17 protein-coding genes are annotated in these 16,387 nt (G+C 69.9%); 9 read left to right on the forward strand and 8 right to left on the reverse strand.

Features of this window, described 5'->3' with window-relative positions:
• The first annotated feature begins 280 nt into the window (after nt 1–280).
• Nucleotides 281–1,729, forward strand: a complete 1,449-nt coding sequence (locus tag ACQG07_RS15970; protein WP_426738786.1) for a GH1 family beta-glucosidase — start codon at nt 281–283, stop codon at nt 1,727–1,729.
• 137 nt (nt 1,730–1,866) lie between these two features.
• Nucleotides 1,867–2,880: a LacI family DNA-binding transcriptional regulator gene (locus tag ACQG07_RS15975; RefSeq protein WP_159876110.1), complete on the forward strand. Its 1,014-nt coding sequence runs from the start codon at nt 1,867–1,869 to the stop codon at nt 2,878–2,880.
• 78 nt (nt 2,881–2,958) lie between these two features.
• On the opposite strand, the gene ACQG07_RS15980 is transcribed toward ACQG07_RS15975, so the two are convergent.
• Nucleotides 2,959–3,825, reverse strand: coding sequence for a DNA-methyltransferase (locus ACQG07_RS15980; RefSeq protein WP_079706442.1), 867 nt, complete (start codon nt 3,823–3,825; stop codon nt 2,959–2,961).
• 70 nt (nt 3,826–3,895) lie between these two features.
• Here ACQG07_RS15980 and ACQG07_RS15985 point away from each other — a divergent pair, with 70 nt between their 5' ends.
• From ACQG07_RS15985 to ACQG07_RS15995, 3 genes are all read left to right on the forward strand, one after another.
• Nucleotides 3,896–4,189, forward strand: coding sequence for a GNAT family N-acetyltransferase (locus tag ACQG07_RS15985; protein WP_426738787.1), 294 nt, complete (start codon nt 3,896–3,898; stop codon nt 4,187–4,189).
• Between the two features lie 153 nt (nt 4,190–4,342).
• A complete protein-coding gene (ppk2, locus tag ACQG07_RS15990) occupies nt 4,343–5,263 on the forward strand; it encodes a polyphosphate kinase 2 (protein WP_124767589.1) in 921 nt (306 codons plus the stop codon).
• A gap of 41 nt (nt 5,264–5,304) precedes the next feature.
• Nucleotides 5,305–5,805, forward strand: coding sequence for a hypothetical protein (locus tag ACQG07_RS15995; protein ID WP_079706439.1), 501 nt, complete (start codon nt 5,305–5,307; stop codon nt 5,803–5,805).
• Between the two features lie 72 nt (nt 5,806–5,877).
• Here ACQG07_RS15995 and ACQG07_RS16000 read toward each other — a convergent pair whose 3' ends face one another.
• The 4 genes from ACQG07_RS16000 to ACQG07_RS16015 all read right to left on the reverse strand — a co-directional run bounded on the left by ACQG07_RS16000 (nt 5,878) and on the right by ACQG07_RS16015 (nt 10,077).
• Nucleotides 5,878–6,423 (reverse strand): HEAT repeat domain-containing protein, encoded by a 546-nt coding sequence (locus tag ACQG07_RS16000; protein ID WP_192006272.1) that lies wholly within the window; start codon nt 6,421–6,423, stop codon nt 5,878–5,880.
• A 91-nt stretch (nt 6,424–6,514) separates the two neighbouring features.
• On the reverse strand, nt 6,515–7,564 hold the full coding sequence (locus ACQG07_RS16005) for a lipoate--protein ligase family protein (RefSeq protein ID WP_079706437.1): 1,050 nt from the start codon (nt 7,562–7,564) through the stop codon (nt 6,515–6,517).
• A 57-nt stretch (nt 7,565–7,621) separates the two neighbouring features.
• Nucleotides 7,622–9,040 carry an NAD(P)/FAD-dependent oxidoreductase gene (locus ACQG07_RS16010; protein ID WP_426738788.1) on the reverse strand — a complete coding sequence of 473 codons (1,419 nt, stop codon included), beginning with the start codon at nt 9,038–9,040 and terminating at the stop codon, nt 7,622–7,624.
• Nucleotides 9,041–9,192: 152 nt separating this feature from the next.
• Nucleotides 9,193–10,077, reverse strand: a complete 885-nt coding sequence (locus tag ACQG07_RS16015; RefSeq protein WP_161578678.1) for an alpha/beta hydrolase — start codon at nt 10,075–10,077, stop codon at nt 9,193–9,195.
• Nucleotides 10,078–10,386: 309 nt separating this feature from the next.
• Here ACQG07_RS16015 and ACQG07_RS16020 point away from each other — a divergent pair, with 309 nt between their 5' ends.
• The 3 genes from ACQG07_RS16020 to ACQG07_RS16030 all read left to right on the forward strand — a co-directional run bounded on the left by ACQG07_RS16020 (nt 10,387) and on the right by ACQG07_RS16030 (nt 13,433).
• Complete coding sequence (locus ACQG07_RS16020) at nt 10,387–11,445, forward strand: magnesium and cobalt transport protein CorA (RefSeq protein ID WP_064295772.1); 1,059 nt, start codon at nt 10,387–10,389, stop codon at nt 11,443–11,445.
• Between the two features lie 114 nt (nt 11,446–11,559).
• Nucleotides 11,560–12,012 (forward strand): MarR family winged helix-turn-helix transcriptional regulator, encoded by a 453-nt coding sequence (locus ACQG07_RS16025; protein ID WP_229939713.1) that lies wholly within the window; start codon nt 11,560–11,562, stop codon nt 12,010–12,012.
• Between the two features lie 5 nt (nt 12,013–12,017).
• Nucleotides 12,018–13,433: an MFS transporter gene (locus ACQG07_RS16030; RefSeq protein WP_426738789.1), complete on the forward strand. Its 1,416-nt coding sequence runs from the start codon at nt 12,018–12,020 to the stop codon at nt 13,431–13,433.
• Nucleotides 13,434–13,548: 115 nt separating this feature from the next.
• Here ACQG07_RS16030 and ACQG07_RS16035 read toward each other — a convergent pair whose 3' ends face one another.
• Together ACQG07_RS16035 and ACQG07_RS16040 are read right to left on the reverse strand one after the other, a co-directional pair.
• Nucleotides 13,549–14,478 (reverse strand): methyltransferase family protein, encoded by a 930-nt coding sequence (locus ACQG07_RS16035; RefSeq protein ID WP_426738790.1) that lies wholly within the window; start codon nt 14,476–14,478, stop codon nt 13,549–13,551.
• A gap of 28 nt (nt 14,479–14,506) precedes the next feature.
• Complete coding sequence (locus ACQG07_RS16040; RefSeq protein WP_426738791.1) at nt 14,507–14,887, reverse strand: DUF3054 domain-containing protein; 381 nt, start codon at nt 14,885–14,887, stop codon at nt 14,507–14,509.
• A 127-nt stretch (nt 14,888–15,014) separates the two neighbouring features.
• Between ACQG07_RS16040 and ACQG07_RS16045 the strand changes: the two genes are divergently transcribed.
• Entirely contained in the window at nt 15,015–15,308 is a 294-nt protein-coding gene (locus ACQG07_RS16045; protein WP_192019139.1) for a DUF4287 domain-containing protein, read from the forward strand.
• Between the two features lie 199 nt (nt 15,309–15,507).
• Here ACQG07_RS16045 and ACQG07_RS16050 read toward each other — a convergent pair whose 3' ends face one another.
• Nucleotides 15,508–16,320 (reverse strand): CPBP family intramembrane glutamic endopeptidase, encoded by an 813-nt coding sequence (locus tag ACQG07_RS16050; protein ID WP_162852303.1) that lies wholly within the window; start codon nt 16,318–16,320, stop codon nt 15,508–15,510.
• Between the last annotated feature and the right edge of the window lie 67 nt (nt 16,321–16,387).

The raw sequence follows: 16,387 nt of genomic DNA on the forward strand, positions 1-16,387 counted from the left end.
CCCCCCCCCCCCCCCCCCCCCCCCCCCCCCCCCCCCCCCCCCCCCCCCCCCCCCCCCCCCCCCCCCCCCCCCCCCCCCCCCCCCCCCCCCCCCCCCCCCCCCCCCCCAATTTTCAAGCAGAAGACGGAATACGAGATCTTGTCTTAAGTCTCGTGGGCTCGGAGATGTGTATAAGAGACAGCACCGCGCTGGCGCCACACCCCACCCACACACCAGACCAGCATGAGAGCGCTCTCAGCAGGCGATAGCATGGGCGTGCACCCAGCCACGAGGAGCTTCGATGACGCACGCCCCCCAGCCCACCACCCGTCCGGCCCTGATCCTGCCGCCGTTCCTCTGGGGTTCCGCCACCGCGGCCGCCCAGGTCGAGGGAGCAGCGCACGAGGACGGCAAGGAGGACTCCATCTGGGACGCCTTCGCCCGGGTGCCCGGCGCGATCGCCAACGGTGACGACCTCGAGGTCGCCGTCGACCACTACCACCGCACCGCCGGCGACGTCGCGATCATGTCCGAGCTGGGCCTCGACGCCTACCGCTTCTCCACGAGCTGGGCGCGCATCAAGCCGGGCGACCGCGACGTCAACCCCGCCGGCCTCGACTTCTACAGCTGTCTCGTCGACCAACTCCTCGACGCCGGCATCCTCCCCTGGCTCACCCTGTACCACTGGGACCTCCCGCAGGCGCTCGAGGAGCAGGGCGGCTGGACGAACCGCGACACCGCCCTGCGCTTCGTCGACTACGCCGAGGCCACCTACGAGGCGCTCGGCGACCGCGTCCAGCACTGGACGACCTTCAACGAACCGTTCTGCTCCTCCCTGCTCGGCTACGCCGTCGGCGTGCACGCACCCGGCCGCCGCGACGAGGCCGCCGCGCTCGCCGCCATCCACCACCAGCACCTCGCTCACGGCCTCGCCGCCACGCGCCTCCGCGAGCTCGGTGCCGAGCAGATCGGCATCACCCTCAACCTCACGAACGCGATCCCAGCGGACCCCACCGACCCGGCCGACGTCGACGCCGCCCGCCGCGTCGACGGGATCATGAACCGCATCTTCCTCGAACCGATCGTCCTCGGTGCGTACCCGGCCGACGTCGCCCACGACCTCGAGGGCCTCGGCCTCGACACGCTCGTCCACGACGGCGACCTCGAGACCATCTCCGCCCCGATCGACTTCCTCGGCGTCAACCACTACCACGACGACCTCGTGTCGGGTCACCCCGACGACTCCGGCGCCGACGGCGGCCACTCGGGCGCGACCGAGCGCGAGGCCGGTTCGCCCTGGCTCGCCTCGCCCGACATCTCCTTCCCGAGCCGCGGACTCCCGCGCACCGCGATGGACTGGGAGGTGCACCCCGCCGGCCTCCGCACCCTGCTCGTCCGGCTCGGCCGCGAGTACCCGACGCTGCCGCCGCTGTACGTGACCGAGAACGGTGCGGCCTACGACGACGTCGTCGCAGAGGACGGCCGCATCCACGACGTCGACCGCGACGCCTTCATCCAGGACCACATCGACCAGGTGGAACTCGCGATCGCCGACGGTGCCGACGTGCGCGGCTACTTCGTCTGGTCGCTGCTCGACAACTTCGAATGGGCGTACGGCTACGACAAGCGGTTCGGCATCGTGCGGGTCGATTACGACACGCAGGAGCGCACGATCAAGGACAGCGGACTCGCCTACGCGCGCCGCATCGCCGCCTCGCGTGTGGTGCCCGCCGTGGCGGAGCTTCCCTGACGCAGGAACACTCCGGCGTGTCGCGATCGAGGGGACGCGACACGCCGGTCACCTCCTGAGGAGCGGCACCGGCCACGGATGTCCAGACGCCCGGCGATACACTGCACTCGACACGCTCACCCGCTCGGAAGGGGACGATGATGCAGTCCGGTCAAGGAGCCCCCACGCTCGAGATGGTCGCGGCCCGCGCGGGCGTCTCCCGCGCGACCGTGTCGCGGGTCGTGAACGGCTCACCGAAGGTCACGGCCGAGGTCGTCGCCGTCGTGAACGAGGCCATCGCCGCACTCGACTACGTCCCGAACCGCGCCGCCCGGTCCCTGGCCTCCCGCCGAACCCAGGTCATCGCGCTCGTCGTCCCGGAGTCGACCGCCCGGGTGTTCTCGGACCCGTTCTTCGCGTCGGTCGTGCAGGGCGTCGCGCTCGAACTGGCGGAGACCGACTACACGCTCAACCTCCTCATCGCGAGTGAGGCGAACTCCGAGAAGACCCGTCGCTACCTGCTCGGCGGCAACGTCGACGGCGCGCTCGTCGTGTCGCACCACAGTGGCGACCACTCGTACACCCGACTCGGCCGGGAGCTCCCGATCGTGTTCGGCGGTCGCCCCATGGGTGCCGACGTCGTCGACAGCACGTACGTCGACGTCGACAACGTCGAGGGCGCGAGGACCGCGGCCCGCCACCTCATCGAGGCCGGCCGGACGCGGATCGCGACGATCGCGGGCCGTCAGGACATGCCGGGTGGGGTCGACCGACTCGCGGGGTGGCGTGCGGAGCTCGAGCTCGCGGGTCTTCCACACGACCTCGTCGAGGTGGGCGACTTCTCCCCGGCCGACGGCGCTGCCGCGATGCGGCGTCTCCTCGCGCGCGGCGTACCCATCGACGGGCTCTTCGCCGCGAACGACCAGATGGCCGCCGGCGCGTACTCCGTCATCCGCGAGGCCGGCCTGACGATCCCCGGCGACATCGCCGTCGTGGGCTACGACGACGACCGCTACGGCGAGACCGCCGCGCCGCCGCTCACGACGATCGCGCAGTCGCCCGTCGACCTCGGCGCCGAGATGGCGAGGGTGCTGGTCCGTCGCCTCGCGGGCGAGCCGGTCGAGCGCGTCACGATGATGCCGACCCGCCTCGTTCCGCGCGCCTCCGTCTGACCCTCCCCGCCAGCCCGCGAACTGTCACCAGACGACAGTCCCGGGCGCAGCGACTGTGCTGAACTGACAGTTCGCGGGCTAGGAGAGGCGGGCGCGGATGATCTCGAGCGCCTGCGGGTTCTCGTCGACGAGGACGTAACGACGGCCGAGCGCCTTCGCGACCGCCCCCGTCGTGCCGCTGCCGGCGAAGAAGTCGAGCACCCAGTCGCCCTCGCGGGAGGACGCCTGGACGATACGACGCAGGATGCCCTCCGGCTTCTGGGTCGGGTACCCGGTCTTCTCGCGACCGGTCGGGGAGACGATCGTGTGCCACCAGACGTCGGTGGGCAGCTTGCCGCGCGCAGCCTTCTCCGCGGTGACGAGCCCGGGCGCCATGTAGGGCTCGCGATCGACGGTCGCGTTGTCGAAGTGGTACCCCTTCGGGTCCTTCACGTAGACGAGGATCGTGTCGTGCTTCGTCGGCCAGCGGCTCTGAGCCTTCGCGCCGTAGTCGTAGGCCCAGATGATCTCGTTGAGGAAGCACTCCCGGCCGAAGAGGGCGTCGAGGAGCACCTTCGCGTAGTGCGCCTCGCGGTAGTCGAGGTGGAGGTAGAGGGTGCCGTCGGCGGCCAGGACACGCCAGGCCTCGACGAGGCGCGGCTCGAGGAAGCCCCAGTAGTCGTCGAAGGCGTCGTCGAAGCGTCGGAGGTCGCCGCGGATGCGCTCGTACGCCTGCCCTTTGAAGCCGGCGAAACGGTTCACCCCCGTCTCGGCCGTCCGCACCGAGGTCGAGGAGTGGCGACGCTGCACGCGGCCGGTGTTGAACGGCGGGTCGAGATAGATGAGCGTGAACGACTCGTCGGGCAGCTGCGCCACGACGTCGAGGTTGTCGCCCTCGAGGACGAGGTCGGGGCCGTCCGGGGTCCATCGCAGCGGCACTTCATCGGCTGCTGCGGCGAGGGACATGTGCCTATTCTGGCAGCCAGCAGCCCGCACACCCGGGAAGGAACGATCGGCCCCGCGCGTTGTACCGCGTATGACCACGGAGTTCACCAACGAGACCGATGCCCAGCGCTACACCATGCACGTCGACGGCCAGCTGGTGAGCGTCGTCGACTACCGGATCTCGGGCGACTCGATCTCGTTCCCCCGCACCTTCACGACGCCGCCCTTCCGCGGCAAGGGGTACGCGGGTGACCTCGTCGCCTACGCGGTCGACGACGTCGAGCAGCACAGCAAGCGGCGCATCGTGCCGATGTGCTGGTACGTGGGCGAGTGGTTCGACGCGCACCCCGAGCGTCAGGACCTCCTCACCCGCTCAGCCGGCTAGCCACCGTTCACAACTCAGGGTCACCCCGGCGCGTCTCGATCGGAGGCCCGTCCTCGGCGCTGACACGCCGGACGCGTCCTGAGTTGTGAACCGCCACCAGCGCGTCACCCCCCGGCCACCTGACGGTTACGCGCGGGGACTAGCGTCCCGACCATGCAGCAGCTCGTCTCGCACTACGCCCCGCCGCCCGCGCTCGACCAGGTCGACGGCTACCAGGTGGTCGACGTCGACGACGACGACCCCATCCTGCTCGACGCCTCCGGCAGCCACATCGACACGTGGCGCGAGGGCTACCCGTACGCCGAGCGCATGTCGCGAGAGCAGTACGAGAGCGACAAGCGACTGCTCCAGATCGAGCTGCTGAAGCTGCAGAACTGGATCAAGGCGAACGACCGTCGGCTGGTCGTCGTGTTCGAGGGACGCGACGCGGCCGGCAAGGGCGGCACGATCAAGCGCTTCACCGAGCACCTCAACCCGCGCGGCGCCCGCGTCGTCGCGCTCGAGAAGCCCACCACCCGCGAGTCCACGCAGTGGTACTTCCAGCGCTACGTCCAGCACCTGCCGGCCGCCGGCGAGATCGTGCTGTTCGACCGGTCCTGGTACAACCGCGCGGGCGTCGAACGCGTGATGGGGTTCTGCACTCCGGCGCAGTACGACGAGTTCATGCGCCAGGCCCCGCTGTTCGAGCAGATGCTCGTCGGCGATGGCGTCGACCTCGTGAAGTTCTGGTTCTCCGTCTCCGCCGACGAGCAGCGCACGCGCTTCGCGATCCGCCAGGTCGATCCGGTCCGGCAGTGGAAGCTCTCCCCGATGGACCTCGCCTCACTCGACAAGTGGGGCGACTACACCCGCGCGAAGGAGGCGATGCTCGAGGCGACGGACACGGCCGACGCGCCGTGGACGATCGTCAAGAGCAACGACAAGAAGCGCGCCAGGGTCGAGGCGATGCGGCATGTGCTGCACCGCTTCGACTACGACAACAAGGACCACGAGGTCGTCGGCACGCCCGACACCAACATCGTCGGGCCAGCGGCCTCGGTCTACGAACGCGGCGAGCGCAACCTCGGCGACTGAACCGGGGACGCCGGGCCGCAGCGCCCGCTATCCTCTGGATCATGCAGCCGAAACCGTCACCGTTGCGACGCCTCACCTCGTCGAGCGCGATCTACGGCACCGTGGTCTACGCCGGCCTCGTCGGCGCGTCGAGCGTGTACGAGGAGGACGACGTCGAGCAGGTGCTCATCACGAGTGCGCTGACCCTCATCGTGTTCTGGCTCGCGCACGTCTACTCGGCCGCCCTCGCGCACCACGGTGACGACCGACACGAGGCGTTGGTGACGCTCGGCGCGTCGATCAGGCACGGGTTCCAGGAGTCGTCCGGGATGCTCCTGTCCGCCGTCCTTCCGACGATCCCGCTCGTGTTCGGCGTCGCCGGCGTGCTCAGCCATGAGCACGCCGTGATCCTGGCGTTGCAGGTGTCGACGCTGATGCTCTTCGTACTCGGGTGCGCGGCGTTCGTGGTGCGCGGGTCACGCTGGTGGTGGTGTCTCCTCGGCGGCGTCGCGACGGCCCTGTTCGGGATCGTGATCATCCTGCTCGAGGCCGGCACCCACTAGTCCGGTCCGCGACGGGTCCCGAATGGCTGGTGTCGAGCGTCCGGGACCCACCGTTCGAGCCCCTTCGCGAGCTCAGCGGCGGGCGGCGAGTGCTTTCGCGGACTGCTGCGCGGCGCGACGGACCTCGCGGTCGGGGTCGCGGAGGAGCGCCTCGAGGAGCGGCTTGGCGTCCTCACCACCGACGACGGCGAGCGCCCGGGCTCCGGCAGCGCGCACACGGGCGTGGTCGTCGCTCAGCAGTGGTGCGATCGCGGCGACGTCGCCGATGCGGCGTTCGGCGCAGACGCGCGCGGCCATCTCGCGGACGCGCCAGGCCTGGTTGCCGAGTGCTCCGATGACGGGCGCGGTCGCCGAGTCGTCCCACACGTGCAGCAGGGCGCGGGTGCCCCAGAGCTCGGGCCAGTACAGCGCGGGCGCTCCGCCGAGGATGCCCTCGGCGTGGTGTCCGCCGACGACGCGGAGGAAGTCCTCACCCTCGTAGCGACCGGCGAGGAGGGACACGCAGCGTTCGACGACCCGGGTCTCGCTCTCGGCGGCCACCGCGTCGGCGAGCCGCTGCTCGAGGGAGGCCTGCGTGGCGGGGGTCGACGGGTCGGGTGTCTCGTTCTGCGCTGTCATCGTCCCCCCACCCTAGCCCGCGAGCTGTCACCAACGGTGGGTGATGCAGCCGCACACCCGCCACTGGTGACAGTTCGCGGGCTGCGGCAGGCTACGGGACGCGGGTGAGCCAGGCGTCGGTGGCGAACTTGTCGGTGACGAGCTGCTCGGCGGCGGCGCGCTCGGCATCCGTGACGTGGCCGGGGGTCGCGCCGGTGATCTCGACGAAGGTGTCCTTCATGCGATCGATGATCTCGGCCCGCGAGAGCCCGGTCTGGCTGCGGAGCGGGTCGACGCGTTTGGCGGCCGAGGTGGTGCCCTTGTCGCTGAGCTTCTCGCGCCCGATGCGGAGCACCTGCGTCATGAGCTCGCCGTCCATGTCGTAGCTCATCGTGACGTGGTGCAGCACGGCGCCGTTCCCGAGCCGCTTCTGCGCGGCACCGCCGATCTTGCCCGACGGGCTCGTGATGTCGTTGAGCGGCTGGTACGTCGCCTCGATGCCGAGCGAGCGCAGGGCGACGAGCACCCAGTCGTCGAGGTAGGCGTAGGAGTCGGCGAACGTCATGCCGTTCACGAGCTCGGCCGGGACGTAGAGCGAGTAGGTGATGATGCCACCGCGCTGCATCATCATCGCGCCACCGCCGGAGACGCGGCGGACGACCTCGAAGCCGTTCGCCTTCGCGTTGTCGAGGTCGACCTCGTTCTTGAGCGACTGGAAGCTGCCGATGACGACCGCCGACTGGTCCCACTCCCAGATGCGGAGCGTCGGACCGCGGCGGCCCTCGCCGACCTCGTTCGTCAGGACCTCGTCGAGCGCGAGGTGGAGTTGCGGCGACACCGAGCCCTCGTGGATGAGCTGCCAGTCGTAGTCGCCCCAGCCCGTCGCCTTCGCGAGGGAGCGGCGAATGGCCGTCGCGACCGCCTCGGGCGTGAACCCGAGGAGCACGGCGTCCTCCGGCAGGGCGCCGCGGATGGCGGCGGCGAGACCTGCGGCGTCGGTCGTGGCCGGCAGGCCCGTGACCGCGCGGTCGATCAGCGCGAGCGCGTCGTCGGGTTCGAGGAAGAAGTCACCGGCGAGGCGGAAGTCCGCGATGCGGTCGTCGACCACCTCGAGATCGACGACGACGAGCTTGCCACCCGGGACCTTGTACTCACCATGCATGCCCCCAGCCTATTCCTGGACGGCGTCCGGATTCCCCGGAAGGGGCGTCGAACCAGGTCAGGAGTCGAAGCCGATACCGAAGCGGTCCATGACCTTCAGGAGGAGGCCGTCGCGGCCATCGTTCGCGTCGGAACGGGCGACCGCGCGGCGGACGGTCTGGATCGCGGGGTTCGCGATGGGCTCCGGCGGGATGGGGATCGGTTTGGACCGGACCATCTTCAGGCGGGTCAGCTCGGTCGACTCACCACTCAGGAGATCGAGCATGACCTTCGCCCCGAAGCGCGTCGCGCCGACCCCGAGCCCGGTGAACCCGGCGCTGTAGGCGACGCGCCCGCCGAGTGCCGTGCCCTGGAACGCCGAGAGCCGCGAACACATGTCGATCATGCCGCCCCACGCGTGGGTGAACCGGACGTCGAGTTGCGGGTAGGTCGTGAAGAAGTGGTCGGCGAGGGTCTCGAACGTCTCGCGGCGCTGATCGTGCTCCGGTCGGATCCTGCCACCCCGGTGGTAGACCGCGTCGAAGCCGCCGTAGAGGATGCGGTCGTCGGCTGACCGGCGGGAGTAGTGGAACTCACGACTCGAATCGGCGATGCCGAAGCGGTCGGTCCACCCGATGCTCTCGAGCTGCTCCGGGGAGAGCGGCTCGGTCATGAGCACGTAGTCGTACACGGGGATCGTCAGGAGCTCCGTGCGCTTGAGGAGCGACGGGAAGCCGTTGGTGGCGAGCGCGACCTGCCGAGCCTGTACCCCGCCCTGCTTCGTGGTCACCGCGACGCCGTCGCCCGAGCGCCGCAGCCGGGTCGCCGGGGTGTGCTCGAAGACCCGCACGCCGAGCTCGATGCACGCGCGCTTCAGACCCCAGGCGAGCTTCGCCGGGTGGACGAGCGCGGTGCTCTTCCACTCCCGCTGACCAGCCAGGTACACCGGCGAATGCACGAGTGCCTGGACAGCCTCGCGATCGAGGAACACACCGTCCCCCGACACCTCGCGCAGCGCGTCCACCTGGTGCGGCTCGGTCGCGACGGTGAGCACACCCGTGTGCTCGAACTCGGCGTCGATCCCGAGGCGGTCGAGCGTGGCGACGAACTCGTCGAAGTTCTCGTCCGCCAGGCGATCGAGCTCCGGCAGTTCGTCGGCGAAGTGGCGCTCGCCGTTGTCGACGCCGTGGGTGAGGCTCTCCTCGAAGAAGCCGCCGTTCCGGCCACTCGCCGCCCAGCCGACCTCCTTGCCCTCGATGAGCACGACGTCACGCGAGGGGTCGGCCTCCTTGGCGATGAGCGCCGTCCAGAGTCCGGAATAGCCGCCACCGACGACCAGGAGATCCGCCGTGACCTGGCCGACGAGTCGAGGCTCCGGCGACGGCCGATCAGGGCTGTCGAGCCAGTACGGGACCGTGCTCGCTCCCGCGAGCGACAGCGTGATGCGCTCCGCCGAGTTCCGTCTGCGGTGGCTGTAGGTGGGTCCGTCCGAGGTCACCGGGTCTCCTCTGCGTCGAGTGTGGGTGCCGCGACTGTACCCCGCGGCCTCTGAGCTTGTCACCGGGTGGTGGCGTTCGCTGCCCGTCGACAGGCTCAGGGACCGGAGCGGGCGCTCACGGACCGGGGCGGGCGCTGCCGGGCCGGGGCGGCTCAGGTGCGCTTGTCGAGCCACTCCACGACGTCGCGCTCGACGTCCTCGCGGTTCAGCTCGTTGAAGATTTCGTGCCGCGCCTCGGGGTAGATGACGAGCGTCACGTCCGTCAGCTTCGACCGCTTCACGTACGCGTCGCGGAGGAGGGTCAGGCCACGGACACCACCGAGGGAGTCGTCGGATCCGCCGAGGATGAGCACCGGAACCGCGCGCGGCAGACGCTTCGGCGGGCGACCGAGGAAGGCGAACGCCTGGATCGGGTTCCACACCGGGGTGACGCCGATGTCGAAGTTGCGCTCGTCGGCGGCGAATGCGGCCCAGGCGGCCGGGTCGCGGTTGAGCCACTCGAGACCGGTCTTCCCGGTCTTCCGCCAGCGCTTGTTGAGGTCACCGGCGTTGATGACGCCGGGCATCGCGAGCGAGGTGCCCGAGAGGATGAGGAGCTCGTACAGATCGTGTTCGGCGACGACCTTCTGCGCCATGAGCGAGCCCCAGCTGTGCCCGAGCAACGCGAGCCGCGACTCGGGGAAGCGGGTCCGCAGGTACCGGCCGACGGCGGCGACGGAGTCGATCGCACCCCGGGTCGTCCGAGGGCCGAGCTTGCCGAGGCCGAGGTGCTCGAGCCCCGTGCGACCGTGGCCGCGGTGGTCGTCGGCCGCGACCGTGTACCCCGCGTCGTTGAGCCGTGCGGCGAGGCGCCCGTAGCGGAGGGCGTGCTCCCCCGCTCCATGCGCGATGTGCACGACGGCCCGGGGGTTCGGCACCTCCCACAGGTAGACGTAGACCGTGACGCCGTCGTCGTCGACGATCGTCTCGGTCGCATACGGTCGCGGCTCGACGGGGCGGTTCGCGTCGTCGACGGGTGGCGGGGTCTGCTCGCTCATCCCGCCAGCGTAGGCCCTCGGCCCGGCGGCGTGGCGAGTCCGTTTGCAGTTCCCGGAGGGCAGGCGTACGGTGAACGAGGCCCGAACGGCGGGCCGGCAGGTTTCGACGGAAGCGAGGTGAGCGGCCATGGCTGGTGACAGTATCCGCGCCATCGCATCGACGAACCGCCTCGCCTCCCTCACCCGGTAGGCGCTGCCACCGCCGGTGCCGAGGCGCCCTCACTCACACCTCCCCGGGTGCGATCCACCGCGATCACCTGCACCCGCGCGGCCGCCGCACGTTCCCGTCGATCGATGGACGGAGACCTCATGGCACTCATCGACAACGGCATCTACGTGACCGGACGGCGCTCGGCGAGCCCGCGATCGCTCGACGCGACGTACGAGCTCCTCAACGAACAGCGGGGCATGGCCTGGATCGGTCTGTACCGCCCGGAACCGTCGGAGATCCGCTCCGTCGCTCAGGAGTTCGACCTGCATCCGCTCGCCGTCGAGGACGCCCTGAAGGGCCATCAGCGGGCGAAGCTCGAACGCTACGGCGACACGCTGTTCGTCGTCCTGCGTCCGGCACGCTACCTGGACGAGGAGGAGCGGGTCGAGTTCGGCGAGGTGCACCTGTTCGTCGGACCCGGGTTCGTCGTCACGGTCCGCCACGCGGAGAAGCCCGACCTCGGCCAGGTCCGGCGGCGACTCGAAGCCCGGCCCGACATCCTCGCGCTCGGCCCCGACGCCGTCCTGCACGCCGTGCTCGACCAGGTCGTCGACGGCTACGGTCCCGTCGTCGCGGGGCTCGAGAACGACATCGACGAGATCGAGGACGAGCTCTTCGGCGACGCTGCGGACGTCTCGCGTCGCATCTACGAGCTGCTGCGTCAGGTCATCGCGTTCCAGCGCGCGACCACGCCCCTGCGGGCCATGCTCCACGGCCTGCTGCAGGGCGCCGACAAGTACGGTCTCGACGAGGAGCTGCGCAACGGCTTCCGCGACGTGCTCGACCACACCCTCCGGATCGCGGAGCGCGTCGACTCCTTCCGTCACCTGCTCCGGAACGCGCTGACCGTGCACGCGACGCTCATGACGCAGCAGCAGAACGAGGAGATGCGACGCCTCTCGGAGGCGAGCCTCGCGCAGAACGAGGAGTCGCGTCGGATGAGCGAGACGGCGCTGGCGCAGAACGAGGAGATCAAGCGGATCTCCTCGTGGGCGGCGATCCTCTTCGCCCCGACACTCATCGGCACCGTCTACGGCATGAACTTCGACGACATGCCGGAGCTCCACTGGCAGTTCGGCTACCCGGTCGCGATCGGAGCGATGCTCGTCCTCTCCGGCACTCTCTACGCGATCTTCCGAGCGCGTCGCTGGCTCTGACCGCACCCCAGCCCGCGAACTGTCACCGACGGTCAGTCCTGCACCCCGTGCACTGTCGGTTGGTGACAGTTCGCGGGTTTACTTAGGGTGGCTAATTTGCTAGGCTAACGAATCGTGGCAAGCGGAGCAGCGACGAAGACCAGGGCCCTGACGATCGCCGAGCAGGCGTCCGAACTCCGGATGGGCACCTTCCGGCTCGCGAGACGACTGCGCGGGGAGAAGTCGGTCGACGACCTCAGTGATCCGCAGTTCTCCGTCCTCGGAGGGCTCTACAAAGAGGGCTCCGCAACCCTGCGGGCACTGGCCGAACGCGACCGCGTGTCCGCGCCATCCATGAATCGCACCGTCAACTGCCTCGAAGAGGCCGGGTACGTCACCCGAGAAACCGACGCGGCCGACCGCCGGAAGGTCACCATCGCCCTCACCGAAGCGGGCCACACCACCGTCACCGAGACCGTCCGGAAACGCGACGCGTGGATCACCCAGCAGCTGCGCGCGCTCACCCCGGACGAACGCGACACCCTCGCCCGCGCAGCCGAGATCATGAGGAGACTCGCCACCCAGTGAGTGCAATGTTCCGTTCCCTGTCCAGCGTCAACTACCGCATCTGGTTCATCGGCGCCCTTGTGTCGAACGTCGGCGCCTGGATGCAGGCCACCACCCAGAACTGGGTCGTGCTGACCGACCTCACCGACAACGACGCCGTGGCCGTCGGCGCCACCATGGCCCTGCAATTCGGACCGCAGCTCGTCCTCGTGCCGATCACCGGTCTCATCGCCGACCGCTTCGACAAGCGGAAGATCCTCATCCTCACCCAGTCGAGCCTCATGCTCCTGGCCGCAGCGCTCGGCGCCCTGCTCATCTTCGGTCACGCCGAGCTGTGGCACATGTACCTCTTCGCGCTGGCCCTCGGCATCATCAACGCCGTCGACGGCCCGGCCCGGCAGACCTTCGTCTCCGAGCTCGTCGACGAGCACAACATGTCGAACGCCGTCGCGCTCAACTCGGCGTCCTTCAACGCGGCGCGCATGGTCGGCCCCGCCATCGCCGGTCTCCTCATCGTCGCGATCGGCTCCGGGTGGGTGTTCGTCGTGAACGCCTTCACGTTCCTCGGCGTCATCGGCGCCCTGTTGGCACTCCGCACCGGCAAGCTCCGTCGCGCGCCGCGCCCACCTCGGGCTCGAGGACAGTTCGTCGAGGGCTTCCGCTACGTCCGCGGGCGGCCGGACCTCATGGTCATCTTCGTGATCGTGTTCATCATGGGCGCGTTCGGCATGAACTTCCCGATCTTCGCCTCGACCATGGCCGTCGAGTTCGGCAAGGGAGCTGGCGAGTACGGCATCCTCTCGTCGGTGCTCGCGATCGGTTCCCTGACCGGGGCACTCCTCGCGGCGCGGCGGGCGAAGGCCCAGATGCGGATGATCGTCGGCGCGGCCGGGCTCTTCGGGGTCGCTGCACTCACGGCCGCGTTCATGCCGAGCTACTGGTCGTTCGCCGCCGTGCTGATCCTCGTCGGCTTCTCGACGGTAACGCTCCTGACCACCGCGAACGGACTCGTGCAGACGAGCACCGAGGCGGCCGTCCGTGGCCGGGTGATGGCGCTGTACATGGCGATCCTCATGGGTGGCACCCCGATCGGCGCGCCCATCGTCGGGTGGGTGGCGAACACCTTCGGGCCGCGCTGGGCGCTCGGCCTGGGCGCACTCGCCGGCTTCGCCGCCTGCGCCACCGGCCTGGCCTACGGGGTGTTCCGTCATCACCTCCGCCTGCGCGTGGCGCCCGACTCCCGCTGGCGCCTGCAGTTCACCCACGACGGCGTCGTCTCCCCGGTCACGCCGGAGGACTTCTCGGAGCAGATCGCGCTCACCTCGCCGATCCCGCTGCCGAAGCCGAAGTCGCGCGCGAAGGCGCCCGAGCCGCGTTCGGAGTCGCGTCCCAAATCGTCGCCGGTCGACGAGTCGACGACCCTCACCGGCTCCCGCCGCTAGGCGGGCCTCCGCTCCGACCCGCTCGGCGTTCACAACTCCTGCATCCTGCGACCGCCGGGGCTCCCGGGCGGGCGGGGCGGCGGGTGACGCGGCCGGTCGTCGCAGGCAGCAGGAGTTACGAACGAGCCGCAACCGGACGGAGGCTCGGGACCCAGCACCGCAGGTCCTCGCGATAGCGGCGGTACGGCTCGCCGAAGCGCGCCTCGAGGTCGGCCTCTTCGACCGGCCGGACCAGGACGTTCCAGACGACGGCACCGAAGACTGCGTACACGACCACGATCCAGGACGACAGCAGGAGTCCGACGCCGACACCTTGGACGATACTGCCGACGGCCATCGGATTGCGGACGAAGCGATACGGCCCGGCGATGACGAGTCGGTTCGGCATCGCGGCGGGCAGCGGCGTCCCACCCCCGGTCGTCGCCATCGCGGCTGCGGACCAGAGCCCGACGACGCTCCCGAGCGCCAAGACGACGATGCCGGCGATGACGGCGAACTGCTCCGCACCCGGCGGCAGGGCGACCGCGACCCGCCATCGCAGCTCGAAGAACCGCAGGACGGCGGGGATCACCGCGAGGAAGACGCCCCAGAACGCGACGATCTCGACGGCGGTCCTCACGAGTTGCGAACCGGTCGACGCCGATGCATCGGCTGGGCGGAACGCGAACGGCCCGATGGCGATCCATGCTCTCGGGATCCCGCCGGTGAGGACGAGCGCGAGTGCCGTGACCGAGCCGACCGCGGCGCCGACCATCAGCAGGGCGCCGATCCCCGCCTCCTGGGTCACGGCCGCGAAGATCCCCAGTGACACGGTGACCAGCAGCGTCCATCCGGTCGCGAGGATCGCCGCCCATCGGATGGCGCATGCGGCGAGCGCCGAGGCGACGACGAAGAGCGGGACGTCGAGCACGGCCATGACGACGGGGTCGAGGCTGCCGAGCGTCGCCGCACGGACGGGCGGGACGAGGAACACCGACACCCACCATGCTGCGCCGGCGAGGGCCTGCACGACGAAGTACCAGCGCCCCCAGCGCTCGGCGCTCATGCGATCGTCGGTGGCGGTGTCGGCGGCGTCATCGACGTCGGCGGGCGATGAGCCACGCGACGAGGCGCCAACCCAGGAGGAGTGCGGCGAGGACCAGGACGGTCACGATGACGAAGCTGAGTTGGACGCCCTGGCCGGAGACCGCGCGCAGCACCATCCCGACGACGACGGTCGACACCCAGACGACGACGCCGGCCCAGCGGACGGAGCGGGCCTCGCGCTGACCGAGGACGAGCGCAAGGACGTGTCCGACGAGGAGCCCGACGGCGAACGGCCACAGGGTCACGAGGAGTCCGAGGATGCCTTCGCCGTGGCTGGCGCGGCCGATGAGGACGAACACGATGACGGCGAGGAGGTCGATGCCGACGGTCGCGGCGAATCCGGCGGGGGTCCTGCTGGGGCGATCCATCCCCTCACCCTATTGGCGTCGCCGCCGCCCACCCTGGAGGGAGGCCGCATGGCGCGCTGCGGGGCCTGTCGCTCGGTGCCCTCGCTGGCTACGATGGCGCTGACACCCGATCGACGAAGGAGCCGTCATGTCGTTCCAGGCCTATCTCGATGCCGCCGAGGCGAAGACCGGTAAGACCCCGCGCGAGCTCGTCGACGAGGCGCACGCCCGCGGCTTCGACGCGTCGACCAAGGCCGGCGAGATCCTCGAGTGGCTGAAGACGGACTACGAGCTCGGCCGGGGTCATGGGATGGCGCTCGTCCACGTCATCAAGAACGGTCCGACGATCAGCGAGAAGCACGTCGGCACCGACGGGGTGCACCGCGACGAGTCGACCGAACTCTGGCTCGACGGAGCGGCGACGAAGCCCGCCGCCCCCTGACTCCCGTCCGGGTTGCTGCCAGCGCGGTGTGCTCGTGTGAGCGCGGGTCTGTGGCGTGAGCGCGCCCCTCTGGAGACCCGCGGTCACCCGCCAGACCCGCGCTGAAGCCTGAACACCGCCGCTCGCGTCAGCGCTCCGCGCTGGGCCCGGGACACCGACATTCGCGTCAGCGCACCGCGCGGGCGGGCGGACACATCGCTCAGTACCAGAAGATCGGGATCCAGTCGCGATGGTGGGCGTGGACGATCGCGAGGAAGACGATCGCGTCGAAGAGCAGGTGCACCGCGAGGATGTAGCCGAGCGACCGCGTCTTCGAGAACAGGTACCCCTGGAGGAGCGCGAACGGGAACGTCAGGAGCGGACCCCACGAGCGGTAACCGAGTTCCCACAGGAACGAGACGAAGATGACGGCCTGCAGCAGGTTCGCCTGCCAGACCGGGAAGTGCCGTCGCAGCAGGGCGAAGCAGGTGCAGATGAAGAACAGTTCATCCCACGTGCCGACCGCGTTGACGCCGACGAAGAACCGGCCGAGTTCCCCGGCGTCGCTGATCACCGGCCAGTTCTCGTAGGCGCCGGATCGGATGAAGTAGAACGGCAGGATCGCCCAACCGAGGAGCGGGACGGCGAAGAGGTAGGCGATCTCGCCCTTCGTCTTCTTCTCGCGACTCCGCCAGGGGAACGTGATCGCCTTCCGCCGGTACACGAAGCGGTCGATGAGGAACGGGGCACCGACCGCCAGCAGCAGCACGGTGCCGATCCGGAAGAAGCTCGGCCAGGAGACGTCCGCCTCCACGGACGTGGTCGAGACGATCCCGATGCCGATCGCGATGAGGAACAGGTCCTTCGCGAGGTCGCGGTCGATGAGGATCGCGGTCACGAGCGCGGCGACGAGGAGCGGGTAGCCGGCGAGCGGCTGCATCAGGCCGAACAGACAGAACGCCGACGCCGCCAGCAATACCGCGGGGATCAGCTTCATCGGGCGGCGGGCCGGGACGATCATCTCGGTCTGCATGCCGATGATCCTACGGGTGTCGCCTCTACGGACTCGTGCCAACGCGGTGCGCTGACGTGAACCCGCT

The sequence above is a fragment of the Plantibacter sp. 2H11-2 genome (genome assembly GCF_050031945.1).
In the GTDB taxonomy this organism is placed as follows: Bacteria; Actinomycetota; Actinomycetes; order Actinomycetales; family Microbacteriaceae; genus Plantibacter; species Plantibacter auratus.